16 protein-coding genes are annotated in these 23,013 nt (G+C 41.9%); 3 read left to right on the top strand and 13 right to left on the bottom strand.

All coding sequences use genetic code 11. The features are described from left to right. Positions 1-444: 444 nt before the first annotated feature. The 12 genes from IE056_RS16080 to IE056_RS16025 form a co-directional block, all read right to left on the bottom strand. Positions 445-1,719: an L-lactate MFS transporter gene (locus tag IE056_RS16080; protein WP_189605824.1), complete on the bottom strand. Its 1,275-nt coding sequence runs from the start codon at positions 1,717-1,719 to the stop codon at positions 445-447. Between the two features lie 288 nt (positions 1,720-2,007). Then, on the bottom strand, positions 2,008-2,361 hold the full coding sequence (locus IE056_RS16075) for a response regulator transcription factor (RefSeq protein ID WP_189605823.1): 354 nt from the start codon (positions 2,359-2,361) through the stop codon (positions 2,008-2,010). A gap of 70 nt (positions 2,362-2,431) precedes the next feature. Beyond that, positions 2,432-4,849, bottom strand: a complete 2,418-nt coding sequence (locus tag IE056_RS16070) for a PAS domain S-box protein (RefSeq protein WP_229793789.1) — start codon at positions 4,847-4,849, stop codon at positions 2,432-2,434. A 378-nt stretch (positions 4,850-5,227) separates the two neighbouring features. After that, positions 5,228-6,556: a DUF5723 family protein gene (locus tag IE056_RS16065; RefSeq protein WP_189605821.1), complete on the bottom strand. Its 1,329-nt coding sequence runs from the start codon at positions 6,554-6,556 to the stop codon at positions 5,228-5,230. Between the two features lie 346 nt (positions 6,557-6,902). Next, positions 6,903-7,406 carry a cupin domain-containing protein gene (locus IE056_RS16060; RefSeq protein ID WP_189605819.1) on the bottom strand — a complete coding sequence of 168 codons (504 nt, stop codon included), beginning with the start codon at positions 7,404-7,406 and terminating at the stop codon, positions 6,903-6,905. 123 nt (positions 7,407-7,529) lie between these two features. Continuing rightward, positions 7,530-8,120 (bottom strand): nucleotidyltransferase family protein, encoded by a 591-nt coding sequence (locus IE056_RS16055; protein WP_189605816.1) that lies wholly within the window; start codon positions 8,118-8,120, stop codon positions 7,530-7,532. A 6-nt stretch (positions 8,121-8,126) separates the two neighbouring features. Continuing rightward, positions 8,127-9,146 carry an XdhC family protein gene (locus tag IE056_RS16050; RefSeq protein ID WP_189605814.1) on the bottom strand — a complete coding sequence of 340 codons (1,020 nt, stop codon included), beginning with the start codon at positions 9,144-9,146 and terminating at the stop codon, positions 8,127-8,129. Positions 9,147-9,180: 34 nt separating this feature from the next. Next, positions 9,181-11,349: a xanthine dehydrogenase family protein molybdopterin-binding subunit gene (locus tag IE056_RS16045; RefSeq protein ID WP_189605812.1), complete on the bottom strand. Its 2,169-nt coding sequence runs from the start codon at positions 11,347-11,349 to the stop codon at positions 9,181-9,183. Positions 11,350-11,361: 12 nt separating this feature from the next. Further along, positions 11,362-11,823, bottom strand: coding sequence for a (2Fe-2S)-binding protein (locus tag IE056_RS16040; protein ID WP_189605811.1), 462 nt, complete (start codon positions 11,821-11,823; stop codon positions 11,362-11,364). Positions 11,824-12,025: 202 nt separating this feature from the next. Continuing rightward, positions 12,026-14,254, bottom strand: a complete 2,229-nt coding sequence (locus tag IE056_RS16035) for a xanthine dehydrogenase family protein molybdopterin-binding subunit (RefSeq protein ID WP_189605808.1) — start codon at positions 14,252-14,254, stop codon at positions 12,026-12,028. Position 14,255: 1 nt separating this feature from the next. Then, entirely contained in the window at positions 14,256-15,245 is a 990-nt protein-coding gene (locus IE056_RS16030; protein ID WP_189605806.1) for an FAD binding domain-containing protein, read from the bottom strand. After that, positions 15,242-15,766 (bottom strand): (2Fe-2S)-binding protein, encoded by a 525-nt coding sequence (locus IE056_RS16025; protein ID WP_189605804.1) that lies wholly within the window; start codon positions 15,764-15,766, stop codon positions 15,242-15,244. The genes IE056_RS16030 and IE056_RS16025 overlap by 4 nt, the downstream gene beginning before the upstream one ends. A gap of 1,089 nt (positions 15,767-16,855) precedes the next feature. On the opposite strand from IE056_RS16025, the gene IE056_RS16020 reads away from it, so the two are divergent. The 3 genes from IE056_RS16020 (at position 16,856) to IE056_RS16010 (ending at position 21,186) form a co-directional block, all read left to right on the top strand. Further along, on the top strand, positions 16,856-17,497 hold the full coding sequence (locus IE056_RS16020) for a spermidine synthase (protein WP_189605802.1): 642 nt from the start codon (positions 16,856-16,858) through the stop codon (positions 17,495-17,497). A 293-nt stretch (positions 17,498-17,790) separates the two neighbouring features. Next, the gene (locus tag IE056_RS16015) at positions 17,791-18,786 is read left to right on the top strand and encodes a glycoside hydrolase family 43 protein (protein ID WP_189605800.1); all 996 of its coding nucleotides are present in this window, start codon (positions 17,791-17,793) and stop codon (positions 18,784-18,786) included. Between the two features lie 21 nt (positions 18,787-18,807). Further along, positions 18,808-21,186 (top strand): GH92 family glycosyl hydrolase, encoded by a 2,379-nt coding sequence (locus IE056_RS16010; protein WP_189605799.1) that lies wholly within the window; start codon positions 18,808-18,810, stop codon positions 21,184-21,186. Between the two features lie 255 nt (positions 21,187-21,441). On the opposite strand, the gene IE056_RS16005 is transcribed toward IE056_RS16010, so the two are convergent. After that, a complete protein-coding gene (locus tag IE056_RS16005; RefSeq protein WP_189605797.1) occupies positions 21,442-22,911 on the bottom strand; it encodes a family 43 glycosylhydrolase in 1,470 nt (489 codons plus the stop codon). Between the last annotated feature and the right edge of the window lie 102 nt (positions 22,912-23,013).

Genomic DNA, 23,013 nt, shown 5'->3' with positions numbered 1-23,013 from the left:
TCGTAGTCAATTGCTTTCATAAATGATAAGTTTTTAAATCCTTACCTAAATTTAAGCAAAAAACTCATCGGTGTTTGCGTGTGCTAAATCATGGGTATTTCATAACGAATACTATTAGATTATACCACCGGGAGGATTGATTTCTAATACTTTCTCCCTGTAATTATGATACAAAGTAATACCTCAAACGAAGGATTTTATATGATTTTTGTCATCTAAAATACCTACTCTTGAAAAGTTCTGATTTTCAATCGATTTAGTTAATAAGTTATGATTGTCAATGTATGTTTATTGATACTTTCCACAAGATTTTGATCCTTCAACATTGGGACACCTCAACTCCTCCCGGGGAGAACACAGGTCGTTTACAGTAAACTGATTTGGTTTAATATAAATTCAAAAGGTATCTGAAAAAAAAGCTTTTTGAAAATTCTGATTCTGATGTTAGCTTAAGGATGCTTCTGAAGTAGATTTTAGTGCAGGTTGTTTTTCTTTCCGAAGCTTATTGACTTCATAGCCCATGAGGAAAGAAATCAATAAGGCTACGAGAAGAAGTGCCGCGAAGAAATAGAGGGTTCCGTTATAGCTTTGGGTAACACTGCGGGTCCAGGCGGCAAACAAAGGACCTGCCATTCCTGCTGCGGCCCAGGCTGTGAGCATATACCCCAGGATCATGCCCAGTTCTTTTGTTCCAAAGATATCCCCGATAAAAGCCGGAACAGTCGCAAATCCGCCTCCATAGCACGAAAGGATCAGGAAGATCAATCCCTGGAACAAAATGGCATTAGATACTCCCGGCAGCAGAAAAAATGCAATGATCTGCAATACAAAAAAGACCGTGAACATTGCCGGCCTTCCTATCTTATCTGAAAGGGTGGCCCAGCCAATTCTTCCGGCTCCGTTGAACAAACCCATTACGCCCACCATGGTGGCCGCCGCCACAACCGTGAGCCCTGTATATTCCTGCGCCATTGGCGAAGCCACCGAAATGATGGCGATTCCGCAGCTTATATTGATAAAGAACATCAACCATAAATACCAGAAACGTCTGGTTTTTAACGCTTCTCTCGCGGTGAGGGAAAAAGTTTCTTTTTCAACCTTTACTCCAGGATCTTTGGTTGCCCTCAAACCTGCCGGCAACCAGTCTTTTGGCGGAGGGGCAAGGTAGAGCGAGGAAATGAACATGATAACAAAATAGGCACTTCCCATGATAAAAAAGGTATTGGCAATCCCTACATTTTCTATTAAGTAAACGATCACCGGACTACTTAGCAGGGCTGCAAATCCAAATCCCATCACTGCCATTCCCGTCGCCAGACCGCGCCTGTCCGGAAACCATTTAATTAAAGTAGAAACCGGGGCGATATATCCCAGGCCGAGACCTATTCCTCCAAAAAGTCCGTAAAAAAGATACAGCAAATATATAGATTGAAGATGAACTGCCAGGCCAGATCCTGCGACCCCAACTCCGAAGAAAGTTGCGGCCAGTAATCCTGATTTCCGGGGACCGTTTTTCTCCAGGAAATGCCCCAGAAAAGCTGCAGAGATCCCAAGAATAAAAATTGCAAGGCTAAAGGTGAACTGCGTATCTGAAAGTTCCCATCCCAATTGTTTGATCAAGGGCTGCGTATATACACTCCATGCATATACAGAACCTATTGATATATGAATTCCCACTGCTGAACCAGCAATAAGCCACCTGTTCTTTATTTTTTCCATTTATCTGCTGCTTTTTGGCATTTCGGTTGTAACAACCAGCAAAATAAAGGTAGGAAAAAGCAGAAAAGAATGACTTATGTCATTGCTTTAACTTAGGAAAGCTGAAGTTATTAGCACAAAACGTTTTCGGAAGAAAACATACTGAATTTTTATTCTTTTTGACACTATTAAGCTGTTGTACCTTCAGCAGAAGAAATATGGAGTACAAGCTTTTATAGCAACCTGAAGATTTATCTTTAAAAATGAAGAACCGGAAAACTTATGTAAGCTAGCTTAAATAGGAAAGATTCAGGACAACTGTCCGCGGATCCTGGTGAGCAGATCATCCACATCAAAAGGCTTGGCAATAAAATCTTTTACACAATTTTCATCGAAAAGGCTTTGATCGGCATGGGCAGACATCAACATCACCGGAATCTTTTTCCGTTGGGGATCCTTACTCAAATCCCTGCACATTTCCAATCCGTTGCCGTCGGGTAACATCACATCCATCAGGATAAGATCTGCGGATTCATGGCTGATGCAATTTTGAAATTCTCCGGCCGTGGGAAAAGTCTTTACGGCATATTCCTGGCTCATTAGCAGGTATTCCAGCAATTCTCTTATTCCCAGATCATCTTCTACAACAAATATCCTTTTCATACTCTAAATTTAGAAATTGCTTCTCACTGTTATTGAAAAATGGTGTTAAAAAACAGTTTTATTCCTTTCATCATTCAGCAGCTTCACCAGCCCGTTGCACAGGTTCTTTAAGGGGCAGGTCGAAAAGAAATTCCGATCCTTCTCCCTCTTTACTTTTCACGCTAATTTTACCGTGATGCCGGTCGATGATCTCCCTGGTAAGGTAGAGTCCCAGACCAAGTCCGCTGATTCCCTTGGTGCTTTCAGCCCTGTAGAATCGGGTAAAAAGATGCCGTTGCTGCTCTTCATTAAGCCCAATTCCTTCATCCCGAACACTTATAACTGCAGATTGGGGATCTACCTTAAGATTGAGATATACCTTATCTGCACCGGGAGAATATTTCACCGCATTGTTCATAAGGTTGGTAATGGCCTGTTCAATTCGCTGTTTGTCTCCTTCAATGATGGCAGGTACATTTCCAAAATCATAGAAAAGTTTATGATTTTTAGTGGAATAGATAAAAGTTTCTGCAATATCCAGCAGCATCTCCCGAAGATCGAAAACTTCCAGGTTAAACTCCAGCTTCCCGGCCTCTACCCTGGACATATTCAAAAGATCTTCCACCAGGGAATTCAGTTTGTCTACCTGATACAGAGACTTATTCAGAAATAACTCTGACATCTGGTCCTTTTCTATTTTTGATAGTACCTGAAGATATCCCTTAATGGTGGTAAGCGGAGTTTTTAATTCGTGACTTGCCAGTGCAATAAATTCATCCTTTTTATCACTCAAGGACTTTACCTGCTCGAAAAGTCGGGAATTATCAAGCGAAATAGCAGCCTGAGCAGCAATATTCACCACCATCTCCTCATGCTCTAACTTGAACATACCCGAATCGGGGTGGCCAAATAACAAGCCTCCAATCACAGTGCCGGATTTAGAGATCACCGGCACCGCAAGATAACTAACCACAGAAAGATGCCCTGAAGGCATTCCCCGGTTAGGCAGGTTTTTGCCATAACGGGGATCTTTCCTGATATCATCTACCCTAATAACTTCCTTTCCGGCAAAGGTTGGTTTGAAAACGGAAGTATGCCGGGGCATTCCCATGTTATCAAAAATTTCCCGGGGTGCGCCAGATAAGGTGAACAACCTGAAGGACTCTCCTTCCTCATCAACATTATTATAGAAAAAAGCCCCGAAGGCAGCTCCCGCAAGTTTAGTCGTCGCATCGGTCACTTTTTGCAGGATCCCTTGCAGATCAAGATTTTCTGAAATACTTTTTCCTACAGAATTGATGATTTCCAGATTTCTCGTATGCTTTTCAATTTCGGTTTTTGCTTTTACCTGGGCAGAAATGTCCCGGGCCACTTTTGAAGCGCCAATGATGTTTCCCTGCTGATCTTTTATAGGGGAAACTGTAAGGGAAACCGGAATATTCCTTCCGGTTTTATGTCTTCTTACAGTTTCAAAATGATCAATTTTTTCACCATTCCTGATCTTTGTAAGAATGGTTTTTTCTTCTGCCAGTCGGGATTTGGGAATAAGTAAGGTAATATTCTCTCCTATCGCTTCCTCCTCGGTATATCCAAAGATCTTTTCGGCTCCGAAATTCCAGCTCATAATATTTCCATGAAGGTCTTTGCTCACAATAGCATCATCAGACGATTCCACGATGGCTGAAAGCATAGCCTGCTTTTCCTCTACTTCCCAGCGGTAGGAGACATCCCTCGCTATCTTAGAAGCGCCTATTATTTTTCCTTGTTTGTCTTTAACGGGAGAGATGGACAAAGAAACGGGTATTTCCTTTCCATTTTTAGTCTTTCGTATGGTTTCAAAATGGTGGATCCTCCTCCCGTTTCTGATATTTTTAAGAATGAGATCTTCATCATGCAGCCTGGAATCGGGAATTAAGAGCATAATGGATTTTCCCAAGACCTCACTTTCCTTATATCCAAAAATACGCTCTGCTCCAGAGTTCCAGCTCGTAATGCGACTGTTGAGATCTTTACTGATGATCGCATCATCTGATGATTCCACAATTGCTGAAAGCGTTTCCTGCCTCACATGCTGTGTTTGCTGTTCAGAAATATCAATAAGCGTAACATGTACTCCCGTTATTTTCTGGCTGCTGTCCTGTAAAGGCTTCGGGTGTACCATCAGATTTTTTACAGAACCATCCGGCCTCTGTATCAAGATCTCCTGTTTTCCTGCGGAAACGTCTCCTTTTAAAGTGTTTGCCACAGGACATTCCTCAGGGGAAACAGGTTTTCCGTCGGGAAAAAATATTTTTTTGCAACCACTCCATCGTTCTGTACCTAATTCAGGAGAGCGGCCCCACAGGTTGGCAGCTGCACGGTTATAATAGGTGATCATCCCATTTATGTCACAGGTGTAAATGGCAACTGGAGATTCTTCAGAAATCTGGCGGAAATTGATCTCAGGAATTCCGGAACCCGGTTCCGGAAAAGATTTTTGACTAGCTTCAGACGGAACAACGGACTTCATTACTTATCTTTTTAAGATTTTCTGGTTATCGTTAATATGTTAACAGGAAGCTGCTTAACTTCATTCCCCTTCAAAAACAAGGGAAGAATTTTATAAATATTTATTAAGTTATCAGGAAAAATTTTGATAAAAATAGGGTTTTAGTCAGAAACTCTGAAAAAAAATTATATAATGTTAGCATTCCTTTAACAAAAGGAACAGCATCTATTGCATTTCTGAAGCTTAGGCACAAAGAAAGACTGTCCTGAAACCCGGCCGCTAAAAGTGTGTTCATTATTTCTGAGCACAACCAATACGCACAGCTTATCCCGGACAGTCTTTCCCACTACCACCATAAAAATTCTTCCGCAGCAATCTTATGAAGTGAACCGGCTAATTCTATCTGTAAATCGGAATTTTTAGACCTACATACAGGTCGGTGGTTTTTGAAGAATCTGATATATAATTAGATATAATGGAACCCGATCCTACACTCAGCGGTCCAAGTCTGAACCCGGCTCCCATGGAGAACCCGTCGTACTGCCGAATGCTCAGCGGCAGGTAAAAACTGAACCAGCGACTCTGGTATCGCGGAGTAGCAGAGAGGCTGTTGATGATCCTGTTGGCCTGTTCCTTGTTCTCATTTACAAGGGAAAGAGATCCCTGGAGGCTAATAAACATCCGGTTCTGAAGCTTATAATCCACAAAAGCATGCAATGCTGCAGGTAAATTGATTTTTGCTTTGGTAACTTTTTCTGTACCTGCATAATTTTCTTCCAGCACCGTTTCCAGATCTGAGTCTTCAAAGGCATCAGCAGATATGGTATTGGTTAGATCATAACCGATGATCTCACTGTCTGCATAGGAAATACTTCCAATGTCGGTGACAGATACCCCTATTCTAAACTGGTAATTACTGCGCAAGTGATCATCTGTATCAAAAGCATATCCAGGGCGATATTCATATACCAATCCAAAATCACCTCCAAAACCGGAGCTTAAGTTTTCGAAGTTTATATCATCACTGTCAAAGCCGGGAGTAGAGCCATAGCTTAAAATTCCGGATGTCATTAACGCATCTGTAGCGGCATCATACTGACCCATCGCCGAAGGTGCATTTACAAAGGTGGAACCTGCTCCCTGCAGATATTTTAGAGTAATGCCTGCCTTTAAAAAATTTTGCTGATCATCCATTAAAATGCGGCCATAGGTAAACCCAATTTCTGACCAGGCATGAATGGTCCCGCTGAAATTATCCAGGTTAAAATCAAAGTTTTCGGTACCGTCAAAATCCTCTGTGATATTTTCATATAAGGTTCCGTTGATATTGTTGAGGTTAAGAAAAGCCCTCACCCGGGTGGTAACACCCAAACTGCTGCGGGGCGTAAGATTAAACATAAACGAAGGTCCCAGCGCATCCACATTGAAAAAGAACTGATTATCATCTGCCGGAAATTGTTCCATTTCATCCTCAATGACTAATCCGTCTTCACTTTCCAGAAGATTTCCCAAATCTGTACTAAAATAATCACTGCCCCCAAATGCACTTACAGACAATAAATTTATATCGGCTCTTTGCCGGCTGTCCACAACCGCTGCAGGATTAAGTATGATTCCCTGAATACCACTGTAATGATCCTGCTGCAGTCCAATATAAGACTGCGCATAGGTGATGGAACAAAACAGAAGTCCAAAAATCGAAAAGGCCAGAGGTAATTTAGTTTTCATAAGCTTATTTTAGATGCGAATAATAAACCTACTGGAAAACTACGAGGTGTGAAATACCCAGAAATGGGTATTTTAAGTTGTTAATTATCAGTATTTTGAACTCCTTCTATTTAGGATATCCGTATCGTCCTTTTGATGTGTTTACAGAACTTAAATTGAAAAGGCCTGCCATCATTCAGGCATTGCATCTAAAATGATTTTTATAATCTGCAAAGAGGAAATTTAAATTCAGAATGAGATATATTTAGCTGAAGAAAAACAAATCTGAAATAGAATTAATCAAGAAGTTGAAGAAAAGCTGTCCTGGGCTATATTTTAATAAGAATGTCCTGAAGACGTGGGGGCCTTATCGGTCTTTCCAGATTTTCGGTACACCTTCTTCTTTTCCGAAAAGCGGATCGGTCTGAGGGACAGGAACAGCCACAATATTTTTATCGGCTTGAGGCCGCTCGCCTTCTTTACCATAATTCATATCCTGCTTTTTTCCGTTTGGGTAAGCTCCTACGATTTGAAAATTTTCACTGCCAAGGTTCTTATGTCCAACTCCTGCAGGGATTACAATAACATCTCCGGCGGAAACTTCCATTTTCTGTCCACTTTCTCCTCCCAGTTGCAGCCTGGCTTTCCCGCTGTAAACCCCCAATACCTCATGAGTATTACTGTGGTAATGATGATAGTCAAAAACTCCGTTTCGCCAGGAATTGGTCCAATTATTTTTTGAAAAACGCTGTTCCAGCCAGGCTGCACCCGCCTCTCCCCTTGCTTCAAAGGCATTTTTGTAGAGGAGCAATGGCAATGTATTATTAGGAATCTTACCATCGTCTTCGAAATAAATTTTTTGTGGCTCCATAATGTAATATTTAAAGAAAATATCCCCCGGTGTACAAAACATTAATTTACCAATTTTGAATATAAAGACTTCCCTGCGCAGCAAGTTTGAGTTTACTTTAACAGGCTTTTCGAAAAGTCAACTTTATAAAATATCATCGATCCTAAGATAATCTTCGGGAGTATCAATATCGAGAATTTTTCTGCCGGCATCTATTACAGTCACCAGTGAACTGCCGTCATTTAGCAGGGATTTAGCTCCCGTGTCACCTTTCAGAAGCAATAACTTCGGAAAAAATTTCTTCGGAAACAGCGCCGGTACGCCTTTGGATTCAGGATATTTTGTGGCAACCATCTTAGAAGGATCTTTACTGAATTCTCCGATCATTTGATCCAGAAAAACAGAATCGATCAATGGCTGATCTCCCAGCATTAAAAGTACTGCATCAAAATCCTTTTTTTTAGCTATATATTTTACTCCGGTGCTAATTGAGGCGCCGATGCCCTCCTCCCATTGTTTATTTTCCACAAAAGTAAGATCCGGAAAGCTGAGGTTAGTTTTGATCCTTTGAGCATTGGCCCCCAAAACCACAAAAACCTCCGCTGCCTGCGAAGCTTCTGCCTGTTCGATGGTATGGCCCAATAAGGTAGTTTCACGAAAAGGCAACAGCTGCTTGGGTCTTTTCATTCGGCTGGAAGCGCCAGCAGCAACAATAATAACAGCTATTCTTTTCAACTGATCTTAATTATGGATTTTATCCTGTTTGTTCTTCAGAAATACGGCATCTTTTTTTCGTAGTACTGTAAGGATCTCAGACAAAATGGAAACAGCAATTTCCTGCGGGGTGATAGCTCCAATATCAAGACCTGCGGGCCCGTGGATCTTATCCAGAAACGTATAATCAATCTCCGGATGAAATTCGATCAACTCATTGAAAAGCTGTTCCCGGCGCTTTACAGCACCAAGCAACCCAATATACACCGGACTCTTATCCTTTATCGCCAAAAGAAATTGAAGGTCTCTGGCGTAATTATGGTTCATTAAAATGACGGCCGTTTCTTCGTCTACGGCAAGCATCGTTGTTTCCTCAGGGGTTAAATGCAGCACTTCCCCAGCCCCCGGAAAATTCTCTATGCTACGCGGATCTTTTGGGGAGGCAATGACCTGCACTTCCCAGCCCATTAGGGCGGCAGCCGAACACATTTGCACGGCATCATGTTCAGATCCTATAATGATCATTTTAAAAGGCGGCTTCATTTCCTGTTCAAAAACTAAAAAGTTCTCTAGGTCCTTTAGCTGAAAAACATCAGAAAACGCGCTTGTTTTCCCGTTTCCAAAATGAACCAAAGATCCCATTTCTACAGACTGGAAATCTTCCTTTTTAAAAAACGACTCCAGAACAAAAGATTTTCTTTCCCTGAAAGTGGAGGAAAAAATTTCCTGAAGATCTCCCGTGACGGCAAAAGGTTCCAGTAAAATATAGAGAATACCCTCACACCCCAACCGGTAACGCCCGTCGTAGGTCATCATTTTCGCCTGGTTGTTCTGAAACACCATTTGAGCCTGTAGCAAAACTTCTTTTTCAACACAGCCGCCACTTACGGCTCCTGTCATGCTGCCATCTTCTCCCAGCAACATTCGCACCCCCGGTTTTCTATAAGAAGAACCATCCAAGGCCACCACCGTTGCCAGCACGCTTTTGATCCCTTTTTCCCTGTTCCGGACACCACTTTCAATGATCTTTTTAAACTCGTGCGTCATAATTGCTCTTCCTCTGGATTGATTAAAAAAAGACTTAACCAATCACCTCTTTCGTATCAAGATGTTTGATAAATGGTTGCTTGTAAATTCTTTGGCCCGTTGCTGCTTTAATGGCATTTGCCACCGCTCCTCCCGCAACAGGCAGCGTTGGTTCCCCCAGTCCTGTTGGAGAAAGGTTGTTTTCAATAAAGTGAGTTTCCACCTTCGGAGCCTGCATCATCCGGATCAACTGATAATTATGGAAATTATCAGATTCCGGTTTGCCGTCTGTAAAGGTCAAATCCCCGTACATAGCGTGTCCCACTCCGTCAACAATTCCGCCTTCTATCTGGTTCAGCGCTCCGAGTCGGTTCACTACAATTCCGCAGTCTACCACACAGGTTACTTTTTTGGTTACCGGTTGTCCGTTTTCCAGTACTACTTCGGCAACTTCGGCCACGTGCGTATTATGGCAGTAATAGGCTGAAAATCCTTTATAAACCCCTTCCTGCTGATTCTTAAACCCCGATTTTTCCACGACGGTTTTGATGACATTTTGCATGCGTTCGGGGGAATACTGAATTCTATCATCGGTACTGCCTTTTACTTTTTCCAGGAGATCGAGATGCAGCTGCACCCTGTCCACCTGCATGACCTCAGCCAGTTCATCAAAAAAGCTTTGTTCCGCAAAAGCAAGGAAATTGGTATAGGGAGCACGCCATGCCCCGGTGGTGATATTGCTTTGATAATTGGCCACATCTACCTGATAATTTTCAACTGCTCCCGCCGGAAAGAAATTAGGAATAAGGTTGTACATGTTGGAATTGACAGCCGCTTCCTTCAGGTGGTAACCGGTAAGCTTTCCATCTTTCACCGCTGCTTTGATCCTGTATTTTATTGCGGGCCTGTACACCCCCGCCGTCATATCATCTTCCCGACTGTAAACCACTTTTACCGGCTTTTTTGCCAGGCTGGAAATTTCTGCTGCTTCCAGTACAAAATCCCCATAAAGCCTTCTTCCGAAGCCACCACCCATTCGCGTCATCTCAAGATGAACCTCTTCCAGAGGCCGCCCCAATTTTTCCGCTACCTGGTTGGCAGTTCCTTCGGGAGTTTGTATGGGGCCTACCAGATGGATTTTTTCATCGGTTACATTGGCAAAGAAATTCATAGGTTCCATGCAATTGTGGGGCAAAAACGGAGATTCGTACGTCCGTTCCAGCACCTCATCTGCTTCTGAAAATGCTTTTTCCACATCCCCGTCTTTTCTCATGTTCTGGAAATCATTCCCATCAAGTAACCCAAGCAGGATCTCATCATGATCTTCTGTACTTTCAGGATTTCCTGCATATTGCCAGTTTGCCTGCAGGGTTTTCTTTGCTTTCATGGCCGTCCAGGTATCTTTGGCCAGAACAGCTATTTTATTCTCAAACCTAATGATATCCACCACTCCAGGATGATCTTTTTTAATGGCATCAAAATTCTCCAGCTTCTGAAAATCTGCCAGTTCCTGCCCAAAAGCGGGCGGCCTTAGCACAGAGGCAATGAGCATTCCTTCTTCAGAATAATCCAGCCCGTATAAGGGTTTTCCAGTAATAATTTTATTAATATCCACGTTCCGGATATCCTTCCCTATGATCTTAAAATCCTTTGGATCCTTCAAACTAACCTCCTCGGGAACTTCGAGGCCTGCAGCATCTTTCACCACTTCCCCATAGCCAATTCTATTACCGCCGGGCCCAGTGATCACACCATTACTGGTGGTACATTCCCCGGGATCCACATCCCATCCTGCCGCTGCTGCATTGATCAACATTTGGCGGGCACTGGCTCCGGTTTGGCGAAGCGGTTCCCAGCTGGCCCTGATGGATTGACTTCCACCTGCTACCTGGCGCACATATTTTTCTGTATCCAGCGGTGCCTGCTGTACATACACATCTTCCCAGGCCACATCCAGCTCTTCGGCGATGATCATGGGCATGGAAGTTTTCACGCCCTGGCCAATTTCAGGGTTTGGCGAAAAGATGGTTACTTTTCCGTTATCTGCTATTTTTATATAAGCATTGAAGTCATTGAAGTTTAGCTCAGAGATGTCTTTTGGCATCTCCGTATCGGATTTACAGGCCGAAAAAAGATTAAAACCAATCAACACTCCGCCGCCGGCAAGCCCCGTTACTTTTAAAAAGGACCTTCTACTGAATTTATTATTGGATCTAACAGCCATTGGAATGAAGATTTAAGTTAATTTTTCTGAAGCCATTGCAACGGCCTTTTCGATGCGATTATAGGCGGCACACCGGCAAATATTTCCGTGCATTGCCTTTCTAATTTCCTCATTGGAAGGTGCCGGATTTTCCCTGAGAAATGAAGAAGCGGTCATAATCTGGCCCGCCTGGCAATATCCGCACTGAGGTGCATCGGCTTCCTTCCAGGCTACCTGTACCGGATGCGAACCATCTTCAGAAAGGCCTTCAATGGTGGTAATTTTCGCGTTTTCCACCGATGATACCGGCGTAAGACAGCTGCGCTGTGCCTTCCCATCCAGGTGGATCGTACAGGCACCACATTGGCCAATTCCGCAGCCATACTTTGTTCCCACGAGTCTTAAATGATCCCGTAACACCCACAAAACAGGAGTATCTGCAGCTGCTTCCACTGTAAATGACTGCCCATTTACATTTAAATTATATTCCGGCATGATTCGTTATTTAAAGGATAAGGTTTAAAAATAATTAATTTTATTTAAACTCTGCAGGATCTAAAAAATTCAAATCCAGCCAGAAATATTAAATTGTAAAAACCTGAAGATAAAATTCCGGCATGTGTTCTTAACCATTTTGCTTCAGTAAAAAAAATATAAGCTGTAACATTTTTTGAAAAATGTCCATTCCCGGCAGATTTTATGTCATGGCTTTTTCCTGAGTGATTGGTAAACTTCTTACCCGTTTTCCGGTGGCATGAAAAACTGCATTTCCTATTGCTGCCGCCACTCCTACCATTCCAATTTCCCCAATCCCTTTGGCACCCACCGAACTCACTACCATATCAGGCTCTTCCACAAATACAACATCTATCTCAGGCATGTCTGCATTCACAGATATGTGATACTTTGAAAGATCATGGTTAATGAAACGCCCAAAAGTATGGTCCATAAAGGAATCTTCATGCACTGCCATGGAAATTCCCCAAACCACTCCTCCCAGAATCTGGCTGTGGGCTGTTTTCAAATTTAAAATCCGTCCGCCATCAATCGCGCTTACTATCCTGTTGACTTTGATGGTGCCCAGATCTTCATCTACTTTTACTTCTGCAAATACGGCCGAATGCGTATTCCGGCTATATTTATTTTGCTTCAGCATATTTGGCAAAAGCATATATTTCTTGTTGATCTTTTCGAGCTCTCTTGATTCCATGATCTCAGCAAAAGACATACTTATCGACGGATTTATTTTATCAGTGATCATTTCGTCAGCGAAGATTACTTCTTCAGGATTTGCTCCTTTGAACGGGGAATCTTTAATTTTTCCGGCTTCTTTCAGCAGTTTTTTAGCTATTTTTTCACACACTTTCTGAACTGCCGAGCCTACAGATGCTGCTGTTGAGGATCCTCCTTCGATAAAAGCAAATGGTAAATCTGAATCCCCAAGGTTTGCCTTCACTTTTTCCAAAGGAAGTCCCAGAGTTTCTGCAGCAATCTGGGTCATTATAGTATAAGTACCCGTTCCAATATCTGCAGTAGCACTTCCCACAGTGAGAGTTCCATCTGCCGAAAATTCGGCTTTTGCCCTTGCCGGCACCTGCATGGCATCCCACACCCCGGTGGCCATTCCCCATCCTATGAGATCATGTCCTTTTTTCATAGAACGCGGTTGCGGATTCCTTTTTTCCCAGCCAAATTTTGCTGCGCCCTTCTGAAAGCATTCCCGTAAAGTTTTGGTGGAAAAGGGCTTTCCTTCGCTCTTATCCTCTTCGGAATAATTTTTCAGCCGAAGCTCCATGGGATCCATCTTTAACTTATAAGAAAGCTCATCCATGGCAGATTCCAGAGCATAAACTCCGGTAGCCCCACCCGGTGCTCTCATATCCAGGGGAGTGTACATATCCAGCCGCACCAGTTTATATACTTGTTCAATATTATCACAGTCATATAATTTTGCAGCCCAGTTAACTACATTTTCCACATATTTTTCGAATCGGGAGGTTTCTGAAAACGCTTTATGGCTAATGGCTTTTAATTTTCCATCGGGCGAAGCTCCTAATTTTAAATTCTGAATAGTGATTGGCCGATGTCCAAAAGAAAACATTTGAGGCCGCGTAAGCTCTACTTTTACAGATCGTTTTAGTTCCAGTGCGGCCAGAGTAGCCAGGAACAATTGATATTGCGGACGCAAAGCCGACCCAAAAGCCCCTCCTACAAACGGAGAAAGCACCCTGACCTTCTTTTTGGAGAGCCCAAAAACCATGGAAATATAGTGCTGACTGTTTTTTACACCCTGGGTTTTATCATAAATGGTAAGGCTACCGTCTTCCTCATAAAAAACAGTAGCAGCATGCATTTCCATAGGGTTATGATGTTCTGCACCATGAAAATATTCCACGTCCAGCTGTACTTCAGAATTTGAAAAGGCTTTTTTGAAATTACCCTGAGATTTAGGGGGTACAAAACCAGCCCGAAATCCATCTCCATCTATTGCGTCCTCCAGGTGATCTGCCAGTTTGGTGCGGTGTTCTTCAACTTCATATTCTACTTTTACAAGAGTGGCAGCGTACTGTGCCAGCTCCAAAGTCTCTGCCACTACCAGTGCCACCGGCTGCATGTTGAACTGAATTTTATCGTTATGAAGAGGCCGAAAGGGTTCCCCGGGAGGAGCATCCATATCTTTGTAGCTAAGATCCAGCCATGCCTGCTTTGGAGTGTTTATATGTGTAAAAACCTCTACCACCCCTTCTAATCTTAAGGCTGCAGTAGTATCGATATTTTTGATCCTGCCCTTTGCAATGGTCCCAGAAACAACTACCCCGTGCAACAGACCCGGCCGGTGGAACTCTGCCGTATATTTTGCAGTTCCGGTTACTTTGTCCCGGCCATCTACCCGGTTCTTTGGTTTTCCTATAAAGTTTGTTGCCATATTATTCCTCTATTTTAGCAGCCTGCATTAAAGCACGGACAACAGAGCGCCGGGCCAGTTCAATTTTAAATTTGTTGTATTCATATCCTTTTGCTTCGCGCACAATGACGTCTGCCACGGCCTCAAAATTTTCCCTGTTGGCTTCCTTGTTATTCAGAAAGGCTTCCGCTTCTTTATTTCTCCAGGGTTTATGAGCCACACCACCCAGAACAATTCGTGCTTCTTTTATTTTATTTCCCTTCATCTCGAGACCAACAGCAATAGATACCAATGCAAAAGAATAAGAGGCCCTGTCACGGTTTTTTATATAACTAAAGTTTTCTGCAAAACCATTTGCGGGCAGGTCTATAGAGGTTATGATCTCATCTTTGGAAAGGTTGGTGTCTTTTTCCGGATGATCCCCCGGTAAACGATGAAAATCTTCAAAAGGAATGTTACGCTCTCCATTTGGTCCGGTAACATTTACTTTGGCTTCCAGAGCTGCAAGCGCAACACACATATCTGAAGGATGAGTGGCAATACATTTTTCACTGGCTCCAAAAATGGCGTGCCAGCGATTATACCCGTGAATGGCAGAGCAACCGCTACCCGGCTCCCGTTTGTTACAGGGAGTAGCAGGATCATAAAAATAATAACAGCGGGTTCGCTGAAGTAAATTTCCGGCATCTGTAGCCTTATTGCGTAGTTGAGGGGAAGCACCGGCCAGGATTGCGTGCGAAAGCAAAGGATAACGATTCTCTACCTCCTTATGATAAGCAGTGTCGGAATTAGTGACCAATGCTCCGAGACGAAGGCCCCCATCTTCCAGATTTTTGATATAGTTTAAAGCGATTCCGGTAATATCAATAATGTTTTTAGGAATCATAACATCAAACTTCATAAGATCCAGCAGATTTGTTCCACCGGCAATGAATTTTGCTTCTTCTTTTTCTGAAATCTCCTTTACCGCAACTGCTGAGTTTCGGACTTTGGTGAATGTAAATGGTCTCATGATCTTTCCCTTTCCAGTGCTTCCTGCACTACTTTTAATATATTGTTGTAGGCTCCGCAGCGACAAATATTCCCACTCATGAGGTCACGAATGTCTTCAGGAGTTTTAGCTTTCCCTTCATTGATAAGCCCAATGGCAGAACATATTTGTCCCGGGGTACAGTAGCCGCATTGAAAAGCATCCTGTTCTATAAAAGCTTCCTGAACCGGGTGAAGCTGCTCTCCTTTTGCCAGCCCTTCTACCGTTGTGATCTCTGCACCATCATGCATCACCGCCAGGGTAAGACAGGAATTGATCCTGGTACCGTCCATTAAAACCGTACATGCGCCACATTGCCCGTGATCACAGCCTTTTTTTGTTCCGGTTAAATGCAGGTGTTCCCGCAACAGGTCAAGAACAGTTGTCCAGGCATCCACCTTAATTTCCTGTTCCACCTCATTAATAGTGAGGATAATTTTATGTTTCTGAATGGAAAAAGCAGCTTCTGCTGCCTGATTGGGTCGATGCGGTTTTTCTATCATGAATTTATTTTTTAAAAGCAGACTTTATATTTGTAGCAGTTCTGAATACGGCACATCCATTCGGAATAAATTGCCAGGCATCCGGGGAAACGTCACCCGATAAAACTGTTTAAGGCTACAGATTCTTCAGAAGAAAAAATACTTCCGGATTACTGTTTACTTCTGTTTTTGCTGAATTCTTAAGCTTCATGAGCAGCAAAAAAATGCCTGAAAAAACATCCTCGTGGGGAGCAGAAATTCAAAAAAGAAATAAAAAATTATTTTTACAGAATCAGAATACCAGACAATTACTTCTCATGACTTTAATTAAATTTAAGAAAAGAATTCATAAAATAGCTGATCCTCAATAATTTTAAAAGATTTTTATGAGAATTCAGGTAAATTCAGCTTCAGGGAATAAGAAAGAGATTTAAGAAATTTTTGCCAGGTGGTTTTGTCTGGCTTTGAATTTAGGAAAGAAAGGGATCGATCTTAATCGTTTGTTTAGGCAGAATTTCCCACCCTGTTTTCACCTGTAGCCATTCCGTTCTTAATTTTTTTAAAAAAAAATTGTGTAACAAAAGGCATGGTAAAGATTTCCAGTAGGAAAAGGGAAAAAGAAGAATTCCCTCAAAATAAAAAAGCCTCTCCTATACAGGAAAAGCTTCTCATTGGTTTACTAAACCCGGTAAATCTAAGATTTACCACAAACAACACAACTAACTTTCAATTTCACAAAAACTTCAATTTCCTGAAGCTTTTAAGCAGATTCAGCGAAAACAGATCGCCGGTATTTTATAGCCTCAAGGCTAAAATTATATTTTTTTATTCTTCCCTTAAGCTGCTTCTGATGAAAAAAGACGAGCTATAGAGTAAATTTTTATGAACTTCCAATCAATAATTTGATCCTGTTACCAATTGGGCGGACAAATATACGACCTTTAACTAATCACGAGCAAATTATTCCGGCACTTTTTGACCCCCTTCCGTTTTTCACCGGAAGAAATCTGGGTTTATTTTAGCGGAAGCACCCAAAAATTTAATAATATCTGAGCTTTGGAATTTAATCCTTTAGAAATATGAATTAGTATCTTTAAGGTAAATTTCAAAATGAAGAAGGCATTCAGTTATTTATGGCCACTTACCAGAAGGTTCAGCTCAGAATACAATGGAACTTTGGAGGTGACCTGGCTTAACGGCAAAAAAGTGCTGGATAGCAAGAATGCCAATTATTCTTACGGCTCCCTGCAACGGGTCCTGGATTTTGGATTAAGTCACACAAAGGCAGACAGAGGTGCAGAAATCCTTGTACTGGGCCTGGGAGGCGGAAGCGTACTCCCATTACTCCGGAATAAATATAAATATCTGGGGAAAATTACTGCTGTGGAAATTGATCCTGAAGTCATTAATATAGCCGAAACTGAGTTTGACATTGAAGATCATTCTCCCCTGGAGCTCATATGTGAAGACGCCTTTAAGTTTGTGCAAAATGCTTCAGCTCCATACGGCCTCATCATCATTGATATTTTTATCGACATAAAGGTACCTTTGCAGTTTTACTCTACGGGATTCTGGGAAAACATTCCGAAGCTATTAAATCAACCCGGAATAGTCCTTTTCAACGCCGGAATCAATTCAGCCAATGAAGAAGAAGTCCGTCAGCTAACGAAAAACGAAGCCTTGCAACTGGAATTCAGAAAACTTGAAAATGTGCATGGCACAAATACGCTCCTCCTGGGAATGAAAAAGTAGCCTTAAACCTCCTTTTTCGCTCCTCTTTGACAATGAAGTTTAAAGATTAGGATCATCTGGCTTATTGTTACTAGCTTCCTGGCATTCTTAATACTACTTCTTCATTATAAGATATGTCGGGAATTAAAATATTATTATGTTTACTTAACAAAAAAAAATTCTTTCAAAATACCTCATACATTTTAATTAAAAAGATCATATTTCCCGTAGAACTTAAAAGGCTCAATGGCAAAACGTTTCATGTTCAACAAATCTTTCCACCAACAAAATCTGACATAAAACTGATATTATTTATGAAAAACTTCATTTACACAATTCTTTTTTTCATCGGTCTTACATCTGTAGCCCAGGAAAAAGATGTTCTTAGACCAAAAGGCAATAATCCTGTCCTTCCGGGGTGGTATGCCGATCCTGAAGGGATAGTTTTTGACGATACCTACTGGATTTTCCCTACTTATTCTGCTCCCTATGAAAAGCAGGTGTTTTTCGATGCCTTCTCTTCTCCAGATCTGGTGAACTGGACTAAACACGAGAAGGTGCTGGATACTTCAGCCATTAAATGGGCAAACAAAGCGGTATGGGCTCCTTCAATAATAAAAAAAGAGGACCGCTATTTCCTCTTTTTCGGTGCAAACGACATACAAAGTGACGAAGAAAAAGGTGGAATTGGGGTTGCCGTCGCTTCCACTCCCGAAGGTCCTTATAAAGATCACCTGGGGAAACCTCTGGTAGATAAATTTTACAATGGAGCTCAACCCATAGATCAATTCGTGTTTAAAGATGCCGATGGACAGCATTACCTCATCTACGGCGGCTGGAGACATTGTAACATTGCAAAATTGAATGATGATTTTACAGGATTTACTGACTTTGAGGACGGAAAAACTTTTAAAGAAATAACTCCTGAAAATTATGTTGAGGGTCCATTCATGTTTATAAAAGATGGAAAATATTATTTCATGTGGTCTGAAGGAGGATGGACGGGACCAGATTACAGGGTGGCATATGCCATTGCCGATTCTCCAATGGGGCCTTTTAAACGCGTGGGAACAATTTTACAGCAGGATCCTAAAATAGCTACAGGGGCCGGACATCATTCTGTAATAAAAGTGCCCAACGAAGAAAAGTATTATATTGTTTACCACCGCAGACCCTTGAATGAAACCGATCGAAATTCCCGGGTAACTTCAATTGAAGAATTACATTTTGATGAAAAAGGTCTCATTAAACCAGTGACTATTACGCATGAAGGTGTACAAGCATACCCTATTAAAACCTCTCAGAATTAAACCATTACCAACTCTTATTAAATGACACTGAAACCTTTGAAAATTAAACCGTTCTTTCTTCGAAAATTAATTTATACCGGGTTTTGCATTAGCCTGTTCCCCCTTTTTACAAACTGCGAAAAATCTATTGCCAGGGAAGAAATTGTTTCAGAAACAGAAAACCTGAAGGATCTCGCACAGTATGTGGACCCCATGATAGGAACTGCAAAAATGGGCCATACCTACCCCGGAGCTACCGTTCCGTTTGGAAGTGTACAGCTTAGTCCGGATACTGATACGATACCCTATGCCGTCAATGGCAGCTATAACCCCGATGTATATAAATATTGTGCAGGTTACCAATATGATGATGAGACTATTGTCGGATTTAGTCACACTCATTTTAGCGGGACGGGCCATTCAGATCTGGGAGATTTTTTAATCATGCCTACCACCGGCGACCTGAAGTTAAATCCGGGAACTGAATCTGATCCCGACAGTGGCTACCGCTCAAGGTTTTCACATGAAAACGAAACTGCAGAACCAGGTTACTACAGTGTTTTGCTGGAAGATTACAATATAAAAGCAGAAATGACAGCTTCCAGCCGTGTGGGAATGCATCAGTACACATTTCCTGAAGCCGGTACCTCACATGTCATCCTTGACCTTGTAGCAGGGATCTATAATTACGATGATAAAAACGTCTGGACATTTGTGCGGGTAGAAAATGACACTTTGATTACCGGTTACCGCCAGACCAATGGATGGGCCCGCACCAGAAAAGTATATTTTGCCCTCTCCTTTAGCAAACCCATCCAAAACTACGGAAGGGAACGTTATGACCAGCAGCCATACGGTGGCTTTTGGAGGAAATTCAACCAATCGGAAAACTTTCCTGAAATAGCAGGTGAAAAGATCAAAATGTACTTTGACTTTGATATGAAAGAGAATGAAAAGCTGAACATCAAGCTTGCCATCTCACCGGTAAGTGCCAGAGGAGCATTGCAAAACATGAAAGATGAAATCCCTCACTGGAATTTTGAGCAGGTGAAGAATGAAGCCCGACAGGTGTGGAACAAAGAGCTAAATAAAGTTATTGTTGAAACAGAAAAACCTGAAGACATGGTCAACTTCTACACCGCCATGTACCACGCCTTTTTAGGACCAACAGAATATATGGATACCGATGGCAAATATCGCGGAATCGATATGGAAATTCACCAGGCAGATGGTTTTACCAATTATACCAGCTTCTCACTTTGGGATACCTATCGCGCCCTGCACCCACTTTTCAATGTTCTCCAGCCTGAAAGGAATGCCGATATGGTAGAAGCAATGATGGCGCATTACGACCAGAGTGTACATTCCATGCTTCCGGTATGGTCACATTATGCCAATGAAAACTGGTGTATGATTGGATATCACAGTGTATCTGTCATAGCAGATGCCATTGTAAAAGGTAATGCCGACTTTGACCAGGAACGGGCATTGGATGCTATGGTACAGACTGCAAAAACAGGATATTATGATGGGCTTGAATATTATATGGATATGGGATATGTTCCGGAGGATAGGAACGGAGCTTCCGTATCAAAAACCCTGGAATATGCTTACGATGACTGGGCCATTGCACAGGCTGCCAAAAAATTGGGTAAACAGGACATCTATGAAGAATTCATGAAAAGGTCCGAAAACTATAAAAATGTATTTGATAAAAAATCAGGGTTTATGAGGCCAAAATTGAGTGATGGCAGCTTTAAAAAAGAATTTGACGCGCTTGATACCCACGGACAGGGTTTTATTGAAGGAAACGCCTGGAACTACAGCTTATATGTCCCCCATGCCCCTGCTGAAATGATTGAAATGATGGGCGGAAAAGAAAGGTTCTCACACCACCTTGATTCTCTGTTTACCATGGATCTTCCCGATAAATACTTTGCCAATACCGAAGACATCTCCAGGGAAGGGATCATAGGGAATTATGTACACGGGAACGAGCCTTCCCATCATGTTGCTTACCTGTACAACTGGACAGACACTCCGTGGAAATCCCAGGATAAGATAAGGATGGTTTTAAAAGACCAGTATCAAACCGGAGCCGATGGATTGGGTGGAAATGACGATTTTGGACAAATGAGTGCATGGTATATTTTCAGTTCATTGGGCTTTTACCCTGTAGCCCCCGGAAGTGAAGAATATGCACTTGGAAGCCCTGCAGTCAATGAAGCTTCCATTAACCTTACTAACGGAAATACCTTCAAAGTAGTAGCCGTCAACCAAAGCGATAACAATGTCTTTGTAGAGAAGGTGGAATTAAATGGCAAAATTCTTATAACACCTTTTATAAATCACAGTGAGGTGATGAATGGTGGGGAATTAAAGTTTTATATGACAGAGACTCCTAATAGAGAATTATATTAAAAGCAGGTTAGTTCTAACTCTAAAAATAGAAAACTATCGAGGTTCGTAAACTTCGATAGTTTTTTATTAATTTCTTTTAATCGATGCAATAAATAAAGCAGGATCCCCTAACAATAAGATCCTCAGAAGCGTCTCTTTTAATTTGAACTAGAACAAGTTGAAATAAGAAAATCCAAACCTGCTATTCAGGAAAATTTCGGGGCTAAAGCAATTTGAATTTTTACGATAAAAATTATTGTTAGCCAAGGTATTGGTTTAATCATTTTTCATCTCAATAGTAAAAGAATTAAAAGCGATTTCCGTACCAGGTTCTCCTTTACTCACCAAACCAATGCGCACTGCTCTATCCCAGGGCGGCAAATAAAAGCCATTTACACTAGCACCTTCTCCTAAAACATGCCATTGTTTGCCATCTTCACTCCAGAAAAAAGAATAGTTCTCCCCATCCTCTACTCCCATTTTAAAGAAGATCTCATTTACTTCTGGTGCTTTAACTTGGGTTACTTCTGTTCTCTTATTCTGTTCTATCTTCCACACCACAACTTTTCCACCTGAATAGGAAATACCCAAAGCATTATTTTGATCTCCAATTGCAGCCATACCGTGTTCTCCCAATAAATTTTCCTTGATCTCAATCGAAGTTATGGCTTCGTAGTCAGGAGAAAGTGTCCTTTGAGCAAGAACAGCTCCGAGGTTCTCAGTTTTGGATTCCAGAATTAAGGATTCTCTACTTAGCTCATATGTTGGTGGATTGCCCACTGGCCATTGCCACGTTTTTGAAAGTTCTTCAGTTTCAAAATTGTCCTCAAAATTCCACTTTTTATTATCCTTTCTGGTACCCGTGACTGTATTAGTTTCTTTGAATTCTGGCCATCCATCTTCTTTCCATGTTACCTCAGCCAACATTCCCTGTCTTCCTGTATAAACAGATCCGTCTTTCCTGTAGGCATGGTAAAGGAAAAAATACCGCCCAGCTTCATCCTGAACCATAGAACCGTGTCCTGCACATTTCCATTGATCATTTTCCCTTTTAAGAGGATTGTTTTCATATTTCTCCCACGGTCCTTGTAAAGTCCTGGCCCTGGCAACTCCTATGCCATAGGTACATTCTCTCCCACAACAGGCATCTCCCGAATAAAATGTATAGTAAAATCCATTTTTTTTCAATAAATAGGCTCCTTCAACCAGATTTCCTTCCCAAGTTTCAGGATCATTCCTAAATAATTCAAACCGGTCTCCAATTAATTCAGTTCTTTCCTCATTCATTTGCTGTCCCCACATTGGTGTTGGTTCGCCTCTACTGTTTCCATCTTCCTTCCATATTAAGAACAACTTTCCTTCATCATCTCTTATTTGAAAACCGTCTATAGCTCCCGCTTCCTGGCATATTATAGGGCCGTGATCTTCGTAAGGACCTTCAGGGTTATCTGAACTTGCCACCCCTACACACAACGGTCCTTCTTTCTTCTTAGCTGTGTAATAGATATAGTATTTGTTATTATCATATGCTATTTCGGGAGCCCAAAAATGCGCCTCCGCCCATTCCGGAAGACCCTCAGGGAAAACATGATCTACTATTTCCCAATTTTCAAGATCTGTGGAGTGCAGTAAGGGAAATAAAGGTGCCCATTCCGAAGAGGTTGCTGTTGCCCAATATTCATTTCCGGTTCGAACGACAGAAGGATCTGCAAAATCCCCCGGTAAAACAGGGTTTTGAATCTGCATTGTAGCATTATTTTTCTCTTGCCCATTCAAGTTCTTCTTTTCTTCTTTCCCTTCTGCACAAGAAACCAACTGAGTGATTATAAGGATATACAATAAGAATCT

It is taken from the genome of Salinimicrobium marinum, assembly GCF_014651535.1.
In the GTDB taxonomy this organism is placed as follows: domain Bacteria; phylum Bacteroidota; class Bacteroidia; order Flavobacteriales; family Flavobacteriaceae; genus Salinimicrobium; species Salinimicrobium marinum.
This window is presented reverse-complemented; position numbering and strand designations above follow the sequence as displayed.